The following is a 16,324-nucleotide window of genomic DNA, read 5'->3' on the forward strand; positions in this document are numbered from 1 at the left end:
CCGCCCACCGGCGGCATCGACACGAACGGCCCCGCGCAGTGCGCGGGGCCGTCGTCGTTGCAGGTGCCTGGGGCCGATTCAGACGCCTAGGCGTCGGCGGGCGTGACCTCGGCGGGAACGAGTTCCACCGCGGAGACGGTCAGGTCGCCGTCCCCCTCGGCCAGGGTGAGGTCGCGCGCATTGCCGGCGGCGAGCAGGTCGGGAAGGCCCGCCCGCAGGTGCGCCACGCGGGCCGGCGACGCCGTGACGACGGCGGTGGCCACCTCGGTGCGCTGTTTGACCTTCGCCTCGGACTTCGCCTTGCGCACGCCGCCCAGGGCCAGGGCAACGGAGGTCAGCAGCTCCGGATCGGCGCCGTCGAGGCCCTGCAGGGCTTCGGCCGACGGCCACGGCGCGCGGTGCACCGAACCTTCCCGCCACCAGCTCCAGACCTCGTCGGTGGCGAAGGGCAGGAACGGGGCGAACAGCCGCAGCAGGGCGTCGAGCGTCGTGGCCAGGGCCGTGAGCACCGACTCCTTCGCGTCCTCGCCCGCCGCACCGTAGGCGCGGTCCTTCACGAGCTCCACGTAGTCGTCGGTAAAGGTCCAGAAGAAGGACTCGGTAAGTTGGAGTGCCCGCGCGTAGTCGTACTTCTCGAACGCCGCCGTCGCCTGCGCCGTGACCTCGCGCAGCTGCGCCAGCAGGGCGAGGTCGAGGGGCTGGGTGACCCGCGGCAGGGCCGACGGGGAGGCCGAGGCCTCCGTGGCCCCAAGGTTCAGCACGAACTTTGACGCGTTGAGCAGCTTGATCGCCAGCCGGCGGCCGATCTTCATCTGGTTGATCTCATAGGCGGTGTCGGCGCCAAGCTTTGCCGAGGCCGCCCAGTAGCGCACCGCGTCCGAGCCGAACTGCTCGAGCACGTCGGTGGGGACCACGACGTTTCCCTTGGACTTGGACATCTTCTTGCGGTCCGGGTCCAGAATCCAGCCGGAGAGCGCCGCGTGGCGCCACGGCGCGGAGTTTTGCAGGGCGTCGGCGCGCACGGCGGTCGAGAACAGCCAGGTGCGGATGATGTCGTGGCCCTGCGGGCGCAGGTCGAAGGGGAAGACGCGGGAGAACAGCTCCTCGTCCCGCGACCAGCCGCCGACGATCTGCGGGGTCAGCGACGACGTCGCCCAGGTGTCGAGCACGTCGGCGTCGCCGATGAACCCGTTCGGCTGGTTCCGGGCGCTCTCCTCGAAGCCGGGAGCCGGCTCTCCGGCCGGGTCCACCGGCAGGGACTCATCGGAGGGCACGATCGGGTTCTCGTAATCCGGCTCGCCGTCGGCGTCGAGGGGGTACCAGACCGGCACAGGCACGCCGAAGAAGCGCTGGCGGGAGACCAGCCAGTCGCCGTTGAGGCCCTCGATCCAGTTCTCGTACCGGGAGCGCATGAACGCCGGGTGGAAGTCGATCTCCCGGCCGCGGGCGAGCAGGCGCTCGCGCTTGTCGGCGTCGCGTCCGCCGTTGCGGATGTACCACTGGCGGCTGGTGACGACCTCGAGGGGCTTGTCGCCCTTTTCGTAGAAATTCACTGGGTGCAGGATCTTCTTCGGCTCACCGTCGAGGTCCCCGCTGGCGCGCAGCAGTTCAACGACGGCCTCCTTGGCGCTGAAGATCGTCTTGCCGGCCAGGGCCGCGTAGTTCTCCCGGGCGCGGTCGGTGGCGATCCATTCGGGGGTCTCGGTGCGGATGCGCCCGTCGCGGCCGACCACGGCGCGGGTGGGAAGCTGCAGTTCGCGCCACCAGGTGACGTCGGTGAGGTCACCGAAGGTGCAGATCATCGCGATGCCGCTGCCCTTGTCGGGCTTGGCCAGCGGGTGCGCCTTGATCTCGACCTCGACGTCGAACAGCGGGGAGGTGACGGTGGTGCCGAACAGCGCCTTGTAGCGTTCGTCGTCGGGGTGGGCCACCAGCGCCACACAGGCGGGCAGGAGCTCGGGCCGGGTCGATTCGACGTGGATCGTCTGCCCGTTCGGGGCGTGGAAGGCGATGCGGTGGTAGGCGCCGGGCTGCTCGCGGTCCTCAAGTTCGGCCTGGGCCACCGCGGTGCGGAACGTGACGTCCCACAGGGTCGGCGCCTCGGCGAGGTACGCGTCCCCGGCGGCGAGGTTGGCCAGGAAGGCGCGCTGGGAGACGGCCCGGGAGGTGTCATCGATGGTGCGGTAGGTCAGGTTCCAGTCGACCGACAGGCCGAGGGTGCTGAAGAGGTCCTCGAAGACCTTCTCGTCTTCGACCGCGACCTGCTCGCAGAGCTCGATGAAGTTGCGGCGGGAGACGGCGTCGAAGTCGCGCTGGTTCTTCGCGGGCTGGGCCGGCGGTGCGTAGCCGGCGTCGTAGGGGACCGAGGGATCGCAGCGCACCCCGAAGTAGTTCTGCACCCGGCGCTCGGTGGGCAGGCCGTTGTCGTCCCAGCCCATGGGGTAGAAGACGTTCTTCCCGCGCATGCGCTGGAAGCGCGCCAGCACGTCCGTCTGGGTGTAGGAGAACATGTGCCCGACGTGCAGCGAACCCGACGCCGTGGGCGGGGGAGTGTCGATCGAGTACACCTCCTCCCGGGTGGTGTCCCGGCGAAACGCGTACGTCCCGTTGTCCCTCCACTGCTTGGCCAGGCGCGGCTCAAGGCCCTCAAGGGCTGGCTTGTCGGGAACGGTGACGGGCTGGTGGGCGGGCGTGTCTGTGCCCTGAATGTTTTCGGCCATGGTGTCCATTCTTCCATGACGCCAGTGCCTCCCGGCCGCCGCGCCGGGCACCGGCCGGGGGTTGCTGGCTAGAGTGGTGGAATGAGCACCGAACCAGCGCCAACTCCTGCCATCGGCTCCCCTTCACGCAGCGCGGACGGGCCCCTGCGCGCCGTCGTCACCGGCGCCAGTTCCGGGATCGGCGCCGCCACGGTCCGTGCGCTGCGCGCCGCCGGGTGGGACGTCACCGCCGCGGCCCGGCGGGCCGACCGGCTCGAACAGCTCGCGGCCGAGACGGGGGCACGGGCCGCCGTCGTCGACGTGACCGACCAGGACTCGGTTGACGCCCTGGTGCGGGAGGTGACCGCCGGCGGGGAGGTCAATGCGGTCATCAACAACGCCGGTGGTGCGTTCGGGATGGAAACGGTGGCCGAGGCGCGCACCGCCGACTGGGAGCACATGTACAACGTGAACGTGCTTGGGTCGATGCGCATCACCCGCGGCTTCCTTCCGGCGGTCCGCAGCAGCGGGCACGGCAGCTTCGTGTTCCTCACCTCCACCGCGGCCCTTGCAGCCTACGAGGGCGGGGCCGGCTACGTGGCCGCGAAGGCCGCCCAGCAGGCGGTGGCACGGACCCTGCGCCTCGAGGAGGCCGCCAACAACGTCCGCGTCATCGAGGTGGCCCCCGGCATGGTCCACACCGAGGAGTTCTCCCTGAACCGCCTGGGCAGCTCGGCGGCCGCCGACAAGGTTTACGAGGGGGTCGCGAACCCGCTGAGCGCCGCCGACGTCGCCGACGCCATTGTGTACGCGCTCAACGCCCCGCTCCACGTCAACGTCGACACCCTGGTGTTGCGTCCCCTCGCCCAGGCGGCGAACCACAAGGTCATCCGCGCCACCTGAGGTTTTCAGCGGCACCGGTTCCCGGGCTCCGCGGGCAATTTCCGCGGCCCCGGCGGCGCCCGGGCGTAACCTTCGCACCGGCGCCCGGGCGCCTTTCGACACTCCCGCGCGCGGGCGGCTAGACTTTGACCCATAAGCGTCGAACCGGCAATCACCGGGGAGCTTCCGGAAGAACAGCACGGCGGGCCCGGCAGGGGCTGCACGGCCCAGTAGAACCGGACGGGTGGGCCCGTCACCGCCTGAAAATGAGTGGCAGCCCTGCGGGGCCGGCCTCCCCGCGGAGGCCCGGCACGCGGCGGCGGCAAGTGAGGTGGTACCGCGGGTTCCGCTCCCGGTGGCCGGCATCCCGGCCTCCAGGTTCAGAGCACGTCCTCGCAGCAGGATAACCGCCCCTTGTTCTGTCTCCACCGTTGTTCAGGATGAATACATGCCGCAGATCTACCCCAAAGCCACCTCAGCCACCGACTCCGCCCCGGACGGCCAGGGCCAGCCCGAAGGCGCCGGCGCCTCGCCGCGCTTCCCGGAGATCGAAGAGCGGGTCCTGAAGTACTGGGACAAGGACGGGACCTTCCAGGCCTCGATCGACGCCCGCGACGCCGGCGAGAACGGCTCCAACGAGTTCGTCTTCTATGATGGGCCTCCCTTCGCCAACGGACTGCCGCACTACGGCCACCTGCTCACCGGCTACGCGAAGGACCTCGTGGGCCGCTACCAGACCCAGCGCGGCCGCCGCGTCGAGCGGCGCTTCGGCTGGGACACCCACGGCCTGCCCGCCGAGCTCGAGGCGATGAAGCAGCTCGGCATCACCGAAAAGCGCCAGATCGAGGCGATGGGCATCGATGCGTTCAACGACGCCTCCCGCGCCTCGGTGATGAAGTACGCGGGGGAGTGGAAGGACTACGTCACCCGCCAGGCGCGCTGGGTGGACTTCGAGAACGACTACAAGACGCTCAACATCGAATATATGGAGTCCGTCCTGTGGGCCTTCAAGACCCTCTACGACAAGGGCCTGCTCTACAACGGCTACCGGGTGCTGCCCTACTGCTGGAACGACGAGACCCCGCTGTCCAACCATGAGCTGCGCATGGACGATGATGTCTACCAGGACCGGCAGGACCAGACGGTCACCGTCACCTTCCCGATCCTCGCCGGCGAATCCGAACTCTCGAAGGAGCTGGCCGGCACCGCCGCCCTCGCCTGGACCACCACGCCCTGGACCCTGCCCACCAATGCCGCGCTCGCCGTCGGGCCCGACATCCGGTACGCCGTCGTTCCCGACGCCCGCGAAACGCCCGGCGGGACCCCCGGCCGCTTCCTGATCGCCGAGGACCTCCTCGGCGCCTACGCCAAGGACCTCGGCTACCCCGACGCCGCCGCGGCCGCCGCGGCCGTCACGGCCACCTACGCCGGCACCCAGCTCGAGGGTCTGACCTATGAACCGCTCTGGGACTACCTCGCGGACCCCGAGGCCGGCGGCTACCGCAACGCGTTCCGGTTCCTCGTCGCCGACTACGTCACCACGACCGACGGCACCGGCATCGTCCACCAGGCCCCCGCCTACGGCGAGGAGGACCAGAAGATCTCCGAAGCCGCCGGCATCCAGGTGATCCTCTCGGTCGACTCCGGCGCCCGCTTCCTGCCCCTGTTCGGCACGGGCCCGCTCGCCGAGATCGCCGGCCAGCACGTGTTCGCGGCGAACAAGCCCATCACCCGGGTGCTCAAGGAGCAGGGACGCCTCGTCCGCCAGGCCAGCTACGTGCACAGCTACCCACACTGCTGGCGCTGCCGCAACCCGTTGATCTACCGCGCCGTGTCCTCCTGGTTCGTCGAGGTCACCAAGGTCAAGGACCGCATGGTCGAGCTGAACAAGGAGATCAACTGGATCCCCGGCAGCGTCAAGGAGGGCCAGTTCGGCAAGTGGCTCGCCAACGCCCGCGACTGGTCGATCAGCCGCAACCGCTACTGGGGCAGCCCCATCCCCGTCTGGCAGTCTGACGACCCCACCTACCCGCGCACCGACGTCTACGGGTCCCTGGCGGAAATCGAGGCGGACTTCGGCCGGCTGCCCCTGAACAAGGACGGCAAGCCGGACCTGCACCGGCCGTTCATCGACGAGCTCACCCGGCCCAACCCGGACGACCCGCGCTCCCCGGAGGAGGGCGGATCGACGATGCGCCGCGTCACCGACGTCCTCGACGTCTGGTTCGACTCCGGGTCGATGCCCTACGCGCAGGTCCACTACCCGATGGAGAACGCCGACTGGTTCGCCTCGCACAACCCGGGTGACTTTATCGTCGAGTACATCGGCCAGACCCGCGGCTGGTTCTACACCCTGCACGTCCTGGCCACGGCACTGTTCGACCGCCCGGCGTTCCGCAACGTGATCAGCCACGGCATCGTGTTGGGCTCCGACGGGCAGAAGATGTCCAAGAGCCTGCAGAACTACCCGGACGTCTCCGAGGTCCTCGACCGCGACGGTTCCGACGCGATGCGCTGGTTCCTGATGTCCTCGCCGATCCTGCGCGGCGGGAACCTCGTGGTGACCGAACAGGGCATCCGCGACGGCGTGCGCCAGGTCATCCTGCCGCTGTGGAACGTGTGGCACTTCTTCAGCCTCTACACCAACGCCGCCAACGGCGGCGCCGGCTACGAAGCGCGCACCGTAGGCGCCGAGGCCGCGGCGGGACTGCGCGAGCCGCTCGACCAGTACCTGCTGGCCAACACCGGCAATCTGGTCCGGGAGGTCACCGAGGCCCTCGACGCCTTCAACATCAGCGACGCCAGCGAGTCGCTGCGCCGCTACCTCGACACGCTGACCAACTGGTACGTCCGGCGCAGCCGGCAGCGGTTCTTCGACGAGGACACCGAGGCCTTCGACGTCCTCTACACCTGCCTCGAGGCCGTGTGCCGGGTCGCGGCCCCGCTGCTGCCCCTGATCTCCGAGGAGATCTGGCGCGGGCTCACCGGCGCGCGCTCGGTGCACCTCACCGACTGGCCCTCGGCGTCGGAATTCCCCGGGGCCCCCGACCTGGTGGAGCGGATGGACCGCACCCGGCAGATCTGCTCGGCCGGATCGAGCCTGCGCAAGGCGGCCAACCTGCGGGTCCGGCTGCCGCTCTCGGAACTGATCGTCGTCGCGCCCTCAGCGGAGGGCCTGCAGGGCCAGTTCACCTCGATCATCGCCGACGAACTGAACATCAAGTCGGTGCGCCTGATCGACGCCGACGACGCCTCGCCCGAGGAATTCGGCATCACCCAGCGCCTCGCCGTCAACGCGCGCGCCGCCGGGCCGCGGCTCGGGAAGAACGTCCAGACCGTCATCAAGGCCGCCAGGGCCGGCGACTGGTCCGTGGACGACGCCGGCGCCGTCACCGCCGGCGGGGTGGCGCTGGAGCCGCAGGAGTACACCCTGGAGACCGTCGTCGAGAGTGCCGACTCCGATGAGAAGGCCGTCGCGGTGCTCCCAGGCGGCGGCTTCCTCGTCCTCAGCACCGCCGTCACGGACGAGCTGGCCGCCGAGGGCACCGCCCGAGACGCCATCCGTGCCATCCAGCAGGCCCGCCGCGACGCGGACCTGTCGATCAGCGACCGCATCACCGCGGTCGTCGAGACGGCCCCGGCCAGCGTGAAGGCCCTGCAGGACCACGCCCGGCTGATCCAGGACGAAACCCTCACCAACGAACTGATCGTGCGGGCCGGCAACGGCTCGGGCGAGGACTTCCGCGTCACCGTTGAAAGGCACAAGTGAACCCGAACGACGAAGCGCCCCTTGACCAGTTCTCCGTCGAAAGCGTCTACGCCGAGCTGCTGAGCCGGGCCCCCGAAAACAAGATGGAGCCGCGCATGGCTCCGATGTTCCGGGCTATGGATATCCTGGGCGAACCCAACAAGGCCTTCCCGATCATCCACATCACCGGGACGAACGGGAAAACCTCGACGGCGCGGATGATCGAGTCGCTGCTGCTGGCCCACGACCTGCGCACCGGGCGCTACACCAGCCCGCACCTCTCCAAGGTGACCGAACGGATCAGCATCGACGGCGAACCCGTGCCCGACGAGACGTTCGTGCGGGTCTGGGACGAGATCCGCCCCTACCTCGACATCGTCGACGCCGAACTCGAGGCCGCCGGCGAGCCGCGGCTCACCTACTTCGAATGCGTCACCGTGCTCGCCTTCGCCGTCTTCGCCGACCAGCCTGTCGACGTCGCCGTCATCGAGGTGGGTCTGGGCGGGATCACCGATGCCACCAACGTCGGCGACGGCGCGGTCTCGGTGGTCACCCCCATCTCCCTGGACCACACCGACCTGCTGGGTGACACCGTGGAGGACATCGCCTACGAGAAGGCGGGCATCATCAAGCCCGGCGGGTTCCTCGTCAGCGCCGCCCAGCCCCGCGACGCCGCCCAGGTGCTCCTGGAGAAGGCCCGCGAGACCGGGGTGGAGTTCCGCTTCGAGGGCGTCGAGTTCTCGGTCGACTCCCGCAGCGTGGGCGTCGGCGGGCAGGTCGTCTCCATCACCGGCATCGCCGGACGCCGGTACGAGGAACTGCTCGTCCCGCTCCACGGCGAGCACCAGGCGCAGAACGCCGCCGTCGCTGTCGCGGCCGTCGAGGCGTTCCTGGGCGGGGGAGCCCGCCAGCTCGAGCCCGACGTCGTGCGTGCCGGGCTGCGGGCCGTGACCTCCCCCGGCCGGCTCGAGGTGGTCCGCACCGCCCCCAGCATCCTCGTCGACGCGGCCCATAACGCCGACGGGGCGCGGGCCGCCGCCCGCGGCATCGCCGAGGCCTTCCAGTTTCCCCGCATCGTGCTGGTCATCGGGGTCCTCCAGGACAAGGACGCTGCGGCCATCCTGGCCGAACTCCACGAGGAGCTGGCCGGGGTGCTCGAGGACGTCGTCCTGACCCAGTCCACCTCGCCGCGCGCGATCCCCGCCGCCGACCTGCTCCCCGACGCCCTGGCGGCCGGGTTCGCCGAGGAGAACATCCACATCGCCGAGCGCCTCGACGACGCCCTCGAATGGGCGGTGATGAAGTCCGAGGAATCCGGCGACCTCGCCGGCGGAATCCTCATCACGGGCTCCATCACCGTCGTTGGCGAGGCCCGGACCCTCCTAGGAAAGTAGGACCATGGCCCGCCTGACCAAGGCCCAGCGCGAGTGGCGTCCCGGCATGCCCAGGAAGCGCCGCTCAATCAAGATCATGTTCGCCTCGACGGTGCTGCTGCTCGAGGCGTTCGTGGTGTTTTTTGGGACCCTCGTCATCTTCGGCCTGCGCCGCGACGAGCTTTCCCCGGCCCTCATCCTCGGCTCCGGGGTGGCGCTGAGCCTGCTGCTCGTGCTCACCTGCGCGGTGCTGACCCGCCCGTGGGGCATCGCCGTCGGCTGGGTCCTCCAGCTGGCCATCATCGCCGCCGGGTTCCTCGAACCCACCATGTTCCTCGTCGGAATCGCCTTCGCCCTCACCTGGCTCTACGGCATCCGCACCGGCAGGAGGCTCGACCGGGAGAACGCCGAGCGGGACCGCGCCCAGGCCGAGTGGGAGAGGGAGCACCCCGAGGCGGCCGCCGAATAGGCAGCACCCTGCCTGTCTTTAGTAGAGTCAAAGACGGAGCACTTCGATTCCTTTCCCCACGAACCCCCTGGAGGACCGCGTGAGCACTGAACGCACCCTTGTACTGATCAAGCCCGACGGCGTCGCGCGGAACCTGACCGGCACCATCCTCGGCCGGATCGAGACCAAGGGCTACACCCTGGTCGACCTGAAACTCATGTCTGCCACCCGTGAGCTCCTCGAGGAGCACTACGCCGAACACGTCGGCAAGCCCTTCTACGAGCCGCTCGTCGAGTTCATGCTCAGCGGCCCGATCGTCGCCGCCGTCTTCGAGGGCCAGCGCGTCATTGAGGGATTCCGTTCGCTCGCCGGGTCCACGGAGCCCACGGCCGCGGCCCCGGGCACCATCCGCGGGGACTTCGGCCGCGACTGGGGGCTGAAGGTGCAGCAGAACCTCGTCCACGGCTCCGACTCGGCCGAGTCCGCCGCCCGGGAAATCGGCATCTGGTTCTCCGCGTCCTGATCCCGCTCCACCGAACTCCCCGGGAAGGGTGAGGCATGACCGAATACCGACGGCTCGGGTCTTCCGGCCTGAGCGTCTCAACCGTGGGCCTGGGTTGCAACAACCTTGGCCGCCCCGGCACGGCCACCGAGACCCAGCAGGGGACCGACGCCGTCGTCCACGCGGCCATCGATGCCGGGATCACCCTGTTCGACGTCGCCGACATCTACGGCGGGCACCCCGGGCTGAGCGAGGAGATGCTCGGTAGGGCCCTCGGGAAGCGCCGGGACGACGTCGTGCTTGCCACGAAGTTCGGCGCGGACATGCGCGGCGCAAACGGTCCCGACTGGGATGCCCGCGGCTCCCGCCGGTACATTTTGCGCGCCGTCGAGTCGTCCCTGAAGCGGCTGGGCACCGACTGGATCGACCTCTACCAGTTCCACGTCCCCGATGCGGGCACGCCCATCGAGGAGACCCTGTCGGCGCTCGACACCCTCGTGAGCGATGGAAAGGTCCGCTACCTCGGGCACTCGAACCGGGCCGGCTGGCAGATCGCCGAGGCCGAGTTCACGGCGCGGCTCGAAGGACTCACCCCCTTCGTCTCCGCCCAGAACCCGTACAGCCTGCTCGACCGGGCTGCCGAAGACGAGGTGATCCCTGCCTCCGCCGCGTACGGGCTGGGACTGCTTCCGTACTTCCCGCTCGCCAACGGGCTGCTGACCGGCAAGTATTCCTCCGGGAAGGCGCCCGAGGGCAGCCGGCTGACCCGGGTCCGTACGCACCTGCTCGCGCAGGCCGACCTGCAGCAGTTGGCGGTCTTCGGTGCCTTCGCGTCGGCCCGCGGGCTGACCGAGGTCCAGGTGGCCTTCTCCTGGCTTGCGGCGCAGCCGACCGTGTCGAGCATCATCGCCGGGGCCACGACCCCCGAGCAGGTGGCCCAGAACGCCGCGGCCGCCTCCTGGGCGCCGTCGCCGTCGGACCTGGAGGAGCTGGACCGGATCTTCCCGCGGGGCTGAGCCCCGACGTCGGCGTCCGTTGCACGGGCTGCGCGGCCGAAAGCCACGGCGGCGCCGGAAAACGACAAACGCACCCGATATTGCAGGTGCGTTTGTCGTTATCTGGCGTGTTCGTCGTAATCGGGGGCGGCCTAGCGGAACGTCCTGCCGCGGACCCTCTCGGAGGCGCTCGTGCGGTCGAGGTACGGCGTGATACCGCCGAGGTGCATCGGCCAGCCGGCGCCCATGATGACGCACAGGTCGATGTCCTCCGGGGCGGCGACGACGCCCTCGTCGAGCATCCGGCCGATCTCGTCAGCGAGGGCGTCCTGCGTGCGCCGCAGGATCTCCTCACTCGACGACGGCGAGGAACCGCGCTCCATCAGGGCCAGGGTGGACTCGGGCACGGTTTCCCGGCCCGACTCGTCCGGAACCCACAGGCCCTTGATGCCGGCGTCGATCAGTTTCTGCTGATTCGCCGAGACGTGGAACCGGTCGCCGAAGGCGGCGTGCAGGGACTCCTGGACGTGCTGGCCCACCGGCAGGCCCACGAGGGCCAGCAGCCGGAACGGCGTCATCGGCAGGCCCATGGGCCGCAGAGCGTTGTCGGCGGTCTCGGCGTCGGTGCCCTCGTCGAACACCTTGGTGATCTCGCCGAACATGCGCCCCAGGATCCGGTTGACGACGAACGCCGCGGCGTCCTGGACCAGGACGGCGTTCTTCTTCAGCTGCTTGGCCAGGGCGAAGGCGGTGGCGAGCACGGCGTCGTCAGTCTTGGGCGCCCTCACGATCTCCAGCAGCGGCATCGCGGCCACGGGGTTGAAAAAGTGGAATCCGACGACCCGCTCGGGGTGGGCCAGGTCGGCGGCCATGTCAGTGACCGACAGGGATGAGGTGTTCGTGGCGAGGATGCACTCGGGCGACACAACGGCCTCAACCTCGGCGAAAACCTGCTTCTTGACGCCCATCTCCTCGAAAACCGCCTCGATGACGAAGTCGGCGTCAGCGAAGGCCTCCTTGGAGACCGATCCGGAGACCAGCGCCTTGGTGCGGTTGGCGGCGTCGGGGGAGAGCTTCTTCTTGCCCAGCAGCTTATCGACCTCGGCGTGGACGTAGGCGACGCCCTTGTCGACGCGGGCCTGGTCGATGTCGGTCAGGACCACGGGCACCTTGAGCTGGCGGGCGAACAGCAGCGCCAGCTGGCTGGCCATCAGCCCGGCCCCGACGACGCCGACCTTCGTCACCGGGCGGGCGAGTTTCGCGTCCGGCGCCCCGGCGGGCCGCTTGGCGCGCTTCTGCACCAGCTCGAGGAACGCGTACACGGTCGCGTGGAACTCGGGGGTCTGCATGAGTTCGGCCAGCGCGATGCATTCGGCCTCGGCGGACTGCTTCCGGGTCAACGTCTTGCCTGCCTCGAACAGGTCGAGGACCCGCGCCGGGGCCGGCGCGGCGTTGCCGGTGCGGGCCTCGATGAAGGCCCGTCCCGCGGCGGCGGCGGCATCCCAGTCGGCGTCGCTGTAGGCGGTGAAGCCCGCACGGCGCTCCTCGACGGACTGCACCGTGGCGGTGTGGCCGGCGACGACGCGGGCGGCCCAGGCCAGGGACTGCTCGAGGAAGTCCGCCGGTTCGAAGAGCGCGTCGGCGATGCCAATCCCGTAGGCGGCGGACCCGTCGAGCATCCGGTTGTTGCTCAGCGGATTCTCGATCATCACCTTCACCGCGGAGGCGGGGCCGATCAGGCGCGGCAGCCGGTACACCCCGCCCCAGCCGGGCACCAGGCCGATGAACGCCTCAGGGAGTCCGAGTCCGTTGGCTCCGGTGGAGACCGTGCGGTAGTCGGCGGCCAGGGCGATCTCAAGGCCGCCGCCGAGGGCCACCCCGTTGATGAAGGCGAAGCTGGGCACGCCGAGGGAACCCAGCAGGTCGTAGGCCGCGTGGCCAAGCTCGGCCATCGCCCGGCCGTGCTTTTCGGCCTTGAGCGACTTCACCGTCGAGAGGTCGGCGCCGGCGACGAGGAAGTAGGGCTTGCCCGTGATGGCGACCGCGGCGATCTCCCCGCGGCTGCTGCGCTCCTTGAGGCCCTCGAGGGTGCGTCCGAACTCGATCAGGGTGTTCGGGCCCAGGGTGGTCGGCTTGGTATGGTCCTTGCCGTTGTCGAGGGTGATGAGCGCCAGGGTGCCGGCCCCGCCGGGCAGGGCGACGTCCTGCACCAGGGAGTGGGTGACGATCTCGTTGGGCACCAGTCCGGCGAGTTCCTCAAAGCGTTCGAAGCTCATGCTGCGTCCTGTCCGTAGTCGGCGTGGTGGGGGTTTTCCCAGATGACCGTGGCGCCCATTCCGAGGCCGATGCACATGGTGGTCATGCCGTAGCGCACCGAGGGGTCCTCCTCGAACTGGCGGGCGAGCTGGGTCATCAGCCGGACGCCGGAGGAGGCGAGGGGATGCCCGACGGCGATGGCGCCCCCGTAGCGGTTGACCCGCGGGTCGTCGTCGGCGATGCCAAAGTGGTCCAGGAAGGAGAGCACCTGCACGGCGAAGGCCTCGTTGATCTCGAACAGGCCGATGTCTTCGATGTCCAGTCCCGCCTGGCGCAGGGCCTTCTCGGTGGCGGGGACCGGGCCGATGCCCATCACCTCGGGTTCGACGCCGGCGAAGGCGTAGGCCACCAGCCGCATGCGCACCGGGAGGCCGAGTTCGGCGGCGCTGCCGGCGGAGGCGAGCAGCGCGGCGGTTGCGCCGTCGTTGAGGCCAGCGGCGTTGCCGGCCGTGACGCGGCCGTGCGGGCGGAAGGGGGTGCGCAGCTGGGCGAGGTCCTCTACCGTGGTGCCGGGCCGCGGCGGCTCATCGGCGCTGTGCAGGGTCCAGCCCTCGCCGGGCTTCCGGCCCGCGACGGGCACCAGGTCCGGCTGGATGCGGTTCTCCGCGTAGGCGGCGGCGAGCTTGGCCTGGCTGCGGACGGCGTAGGCGTCGGTTCGGTCTTTGGTGATGGCGGGGAAGCGGTCGTGCAGGTTCTCGGCGGTGTTGCCCATGTTCAGGGCCGCCGGATCCACGAGCCGTTCGGACAGAAACCGCGGATTCGGGTCGGCGCCCTCGCCCATCGGGTGGTTGCCCATGTGTTCAACGCCGCCGGCGATCGCGACGTCGTAGGCGCCGAAGGCGATGCCGGAGGCCGTGGTGGTCACGGCGGTCAGGGCGCCGGCGCACATCCGGTCGATGGCGAAGCCTGGCACGGTGCGGGGGAGCCCGGCGAGCAGGGCGGCGGTACGGCCGATGGTGAGGCCCTGGTCCCCGGTCTGGGTGGTCGCGGCGATCGCGACGTCGTCGATCCGCTCGGGGGGCAGCGAGGGATTGCGGCGCAGCAGGTCCCGGATGCACTTGACCACCAGGTCATCGGCCCGCATCCCGGCATAGATCCCCTTGTCGCCGGCCTTGCCGAAAGGGGTCCGTACGCCATCGACGAAGACGACGTCCCGCACGCTGCGGGCAGCGGCACGGGCAGGGGTGGTTGCTGCTGGTTGGCTCACACTGTGCTCCTCTTTGAGATGTTGATCCGACCTCATGTTACTCAGCAGTAACTTAGCGGTGCAAGCGGAACCCGGACCCTCGCTACCCGGCGGCCTCCACCGGGCCCGTATCTGGCGCCGCCTTCGGCGCCGGGGCCTTGACGGGAAGCGGGTCGGGGTCGAGGAAGGCCACGGTGATGACTGCCGCAACGCGGTCGATCTGCCAGGGCCGGGCACCCAGTTCCGCAAGGGCGGCGCTGATGCTTTCCAGGGTGATCTCGGCGGGCGGACGCCAGGCGATCCGGCGCAGGAAGTCCGGCGTCAGGAGGTTCTCCACCGGCATGTCGAGCTTGTCGGCCTGCGCGGCGATCCGTGGGCGGGCGGTGATGAGCCGGGCGGCCGCCTCGGGATCCTTCTCGGCCCAGACGCGCGGCGGCGGGGGAGTGTTGCTGGAGATGTGAAGGGGCGGGAGGTCCTTGGCCCGGCGGGCGTCATTGATGCACCGCATCCAGCGGGGCGCTTCCTTCTGGGCGGCGCGGCCGTGGAAGCCCTTGGTGGACAGCAGCTGCGGCACCGTGGTGGGCATCGCCTTCGCCGCGGCGACGATTGCGGAATCCGGGATCAACCGGCCCGGTGCGACGTCACGCCGCTGGGCCAGTTCCTCGCGTTCGGTCCACATCCGCCGGACCGCCTCGAGCTGGCGGCGGTCGCGGATCTGGTGGAGCCCCGACGTGCGGCGCCAGGGGTCGGTCTTGGGTTCGGCCGGCGGAGTCGAGCGGATGTGCTCGAACTCCTCCTCGGCGATCTCAAGCTTCCCCTGCCCGTCCAGCAATGCGGCGAGCTTGCCGCGCAGTTCGGGGAGCACTTCGACGTCGAGGGCGGCGTACCGCAGCCAGGGCTCGGGCAGCGGGCGGGTGGACCAGTCGGCCGCCGAGTGTTCCTTGGCGAGGGTGAAGCCCAGCTGCGACTCGATCACCGCGGCGAGCCCGACGCGCGGGAGCCCGGCCAGCCGTGCGGCCAGTTCGGTGTCGAAGAGGCGGTCGGGCCACATGCCGAGGTCCGAGAGGCAGGGAAGGTCCTGGCTCGCGGCGTGAAGGATCCACTCGACGCCCTCGAGGGCGTCGTCGATGATCTTCAGGTCTCCGAAGGGCTCCGGATCGATGAGCCAGGTGCCTGATCCCTCCCTGCGGATCTGCACGAGGAAGGCCCGCTGGCCGTACCGGAAGCCGGAGGCGCGCTCGGCGTCCACGCCGGCCGGCCCGGTGCCCGCGGCCAGGGCGGCGGCGGCCCGTTCGAGCCCGGCGGGGGTGTCGATGACGAAGGGAACGCCGTCGCGCGGTTCCGTCAGCAGCGGCAGGTGCCCGGCCTCCGGTTCCGTGCCGTTCTCGGGCGTCTCGGTGGGCGGGGCGGCGTCGGCGGGCAGGTCCTGCCGATCGGAATTCTCGGAGCTCATGGTGGTTCCAGTCTATCGGGAGGCCGGACGGGCCTAGCTGCGCCGGTGCGGCAGGGACAGGACGCCCTCGGGGAGGGGTGGCAGCCCCGCGAAGGTGCACACCATGTCGGACCACGCCTCGAGATGCCGTCGGATCTCGGCGCTGTCCGGTGTCCAGGAGGCCCGCAGTTCGATGTCGATGGTGTCGGGCCGGTCCTCGAGCGTCCCGTAGCTCTCGGAGAGGATGCGGGTTGCCGTCCCGCCGGCGTTGGAATGGGCGGCACCGTGGTTCTCGAGCGCCTCCGCAAGCCAGGTCCAGGCCACCGAGCCGAGCAGCGTGTCATTGCCCATATCCGGTTCGAGCTGGGCGCGGATGTAGGTGACCACCCTGAATTTGCCGTCCCAGACCGCCGAGCCCTGCGGGTCGTACAGCAGAATGAACCGTCCGGTGGCAAGCTCCACGGGTTCCTGGGGGAGCAGCTCGACGCCGGCGGGCCCGTGGGCCGGGCGCCGCGCCGGCTGGGCCGGCTGGTAGACCTCCGCGCCAAGCGCGACCGCGAAGGGCGCAAGGCGCGAGGGCGCCGGAATCTCCTCAAGGCGCAGCTCGGTGCGGCAGCGGGCCTCCTTGAGGCCGGCAAGAGCCGTTCGGAATTCGTCAGGTGCCTGCGACAGGCCGCCAAGTGCGCTCACCCCCGCAGGCTATGCCAGAATCTGGGGCGTGTCGCGGGGGGACTCGCGGGGGT

At 70.1% G+C, this 16,324-nt stretch carries 11 protein-coding genes; 6 read left to right on the plus strand and 5 right to left on the minus strand.

The features are described from left to right. Nucleotides 1-86: 86 nt before the first annotated feature. Nucleotides 87-2,720, minus strand: coding sequence for a valine--tRNA ligase (gene valS, locus E2F48_RS01440; protein WP_133402235.1), 2,634 nt, complete (start codon nt 2,718-2,720; stop codon nt 87-89). An 81-nt stretch (nt 2,721-2,801) separates the two neighbouring features. On the opposite strand from valS, the gene E2F48_RS01445 reads away from it, so the two are divergent. From E2F48_RS01445 to E2F48_RS01470, 6 genes are all read left to right on the plus strand, one after another. Beyond that, entirely contained in the window at nt 2,802-3,602 is an 801-nt protein-coding gene (locus E2F48_RS01445; RefSeq protein WP_133402236.1) for an SDR family oxidoreductase, read from the plus strand. Nucleotides 3,603-4,029: 427 nt separating this feature from the next. Beyond that, the gene (gene ileS, locus E2F48_RS01450; protein ID WP_133402237.1) at nt 4,030-7,350 is read left to right on the plus strand and encodes an isoleucine--tRNA ligase; all 3,321 of its coding nucleotides are present in this window, start codon (nt 4,030-4,032) and stop codon (nt 7,348-7,350) included. Next, nucleotides 7,347-8,723 (plus strand): bifunctional folylpolyglutamate synthase/dihydrofolate synthase, encoded by a 1,377-nt coding sequence (locus tag E2F48_RS01455; protein WP_246018465.1) that lies wholly within the window; start codon nt 7,347-7,349, stop codon nt 8,721-8,723. Before ileS ends, E2F48_RS01455 begins: the two co-directional genes overlap by 4 nt. Nucleotides 8,724-8,727: 4 nt before the next feature. Further along, nucleotides 8,728-9,171 carry a DUF4233 domain-containing protein gene (locus E2F48_RS01460; protein WP_133402238.1) on the plus strand — a complete coding sequence of 148 codons (444 nt, stop codon included), beginning with the start codon at nt 8,728-8,730 and terminating at the stop codon, nt 9,169-9,171. 79 nt (nt 9,172-9,250) lie between these two features. Next, entirely contained in the window at nt 9,251-9,673 is a 423-nt protein-coding gene (ndk, locus tag E2F48_RS01465; protein WP_133402239.1) for a nucleoside-diphosphate kinase, read from the plus strand. Nucleotides 9,674-9,708: 35 nt separating this feature from the next. Further along, nucleotides 9,709-10,668, plus strand: coding sequence for an aldo/keto reductase (locus tag E2F48_RS01470; RefSeq protein ID WP_133402240.1), 960 nt, complete (start codon nt 9,709-9,711; stop codon nt 10,666-10,668). A gap of 131 nt (nt 10,669-10,799) precedes the next feature. Here E2F48_RS01470 and E2F48_RS01475 read toward each other — a convergent pair whose 3' ends face one another. The 4 genes from E2F48_RS01475 to E2F48_RS01490 form a co-directional block, all read right to left on the minus strand. Further along, a complete protein-coding gene (locus E2F48_RS01475) occupies nt 10,800-12,923 on the minus strand; it encodes a 3-hydroxyacyl-CoA dehydrogenase NAD-binding domain-containing protein (RefSeq protein WP_133402241.1) in 2,124 nt (707 codons plus the stop codon). After that, a complete protein-coding gene (locus E2F48_RS01480; RefSeq protein ID WP_246018466.1) occupies nt 12,920-14,170 on the minus strand; it encodes a thiolase family protein in 1,251 nt (416 codons plus the stop codon). The genes E2F48_RS01475 and E2F48_RS01480 overlap by 4 nt, the downstream gene beginning before the upstream one ends. A gap of 82 nt (nt 14,171-14,252) precedes the next feature. Beyond that, entirely contained in the window at nt 14,253-15,602 is a 1,350-nt protein-coding gene (locus E2F48_RS01485) for an HRDC domain-containing protein (RefSeq protein WP_133402243.1), read from the minus strand. Between the two features lie 33 nt (nt 15,603-15,635). Next, nucleotides 15,636-16,271: a DUF3000 domain-containing protein gene (locus E2F48_RS01490; RefSeq protein WP_133402244.1), complete on the minus strand. Its 636-nt coding sequence runs from the start codon at nt 16,269-16,271 to the stop codon at nt 15,636-15,638. Nucleotides 16,272-16,324: the final 53 nt, after the last annotated feature.

The sequence above is a fragment of the Arthrobacter crusticola genome (genome assembly GCF_004357995.1).
In the GTDB taxonomy this organism is placed as follows: domain Bacteria; phylum Actinomycetota; class Actinomycetes; order Actinomycetales; family Micrococcaceae; genus Arthrobacter_D; species Arthrobacter_D crusticola.

What these genes read in the sequence shown, in the direction of transcription:
- E2F48_RS01470 (WP_133402240.1), top strand. Translation starts at nt 9,709, where the DNA reads ATGACCGAATACCGACGGCTCGGGTCTTCCGGCCTGAGCGTCTCAACC.
- E2F48_RS01445 (WP_133402236.1), top strand. Translation starts at nt 2,802, where the DNA reads ATGAGCACCGAACCAGCGCCAACTCCTGCCATCGGCTCCCCTTCACGC.
- valS (WP_133402235.1), bottom strand. Translation starts at nt 2,720, where the DNA reads ATGGCCGAAAACATTCAGGGCACAGACACGCCCGCCCACCAGCCCGTC.
- ileS (WP_133402237.1), top strand. Translation starts at nt 4,030, where the DNA reads ATGCCGCAGATCTACCCCAAAGCCACCTCAGCCACCGACTCCGCCCCG.
- E2F48_RS01475 (WP_133402241.1), bottom strand. Translation starts at nt 12,923, where the DNA reads ATGAGCTTCGAACGCTTTGAGGAACTCGCCGGACTGGTGCCCAACGAG.
- E2F48_RS01485 (WP_133402243.1), bottom strand. Translation starts at nt 15,602, where the DNA reads ATGAGCTCCGAGAATTCCGATCGGCAGGACCTGCCCGCCGACGCCGCC.
- E2F48_RS01460 (WP_133402238.1), top strand. Translation starts at nt 8,728, where the DNA reads ATGGCCCGCCTGACCAAGGCCCAGCGCGAGTGGCGTCCCGGCATGCCC.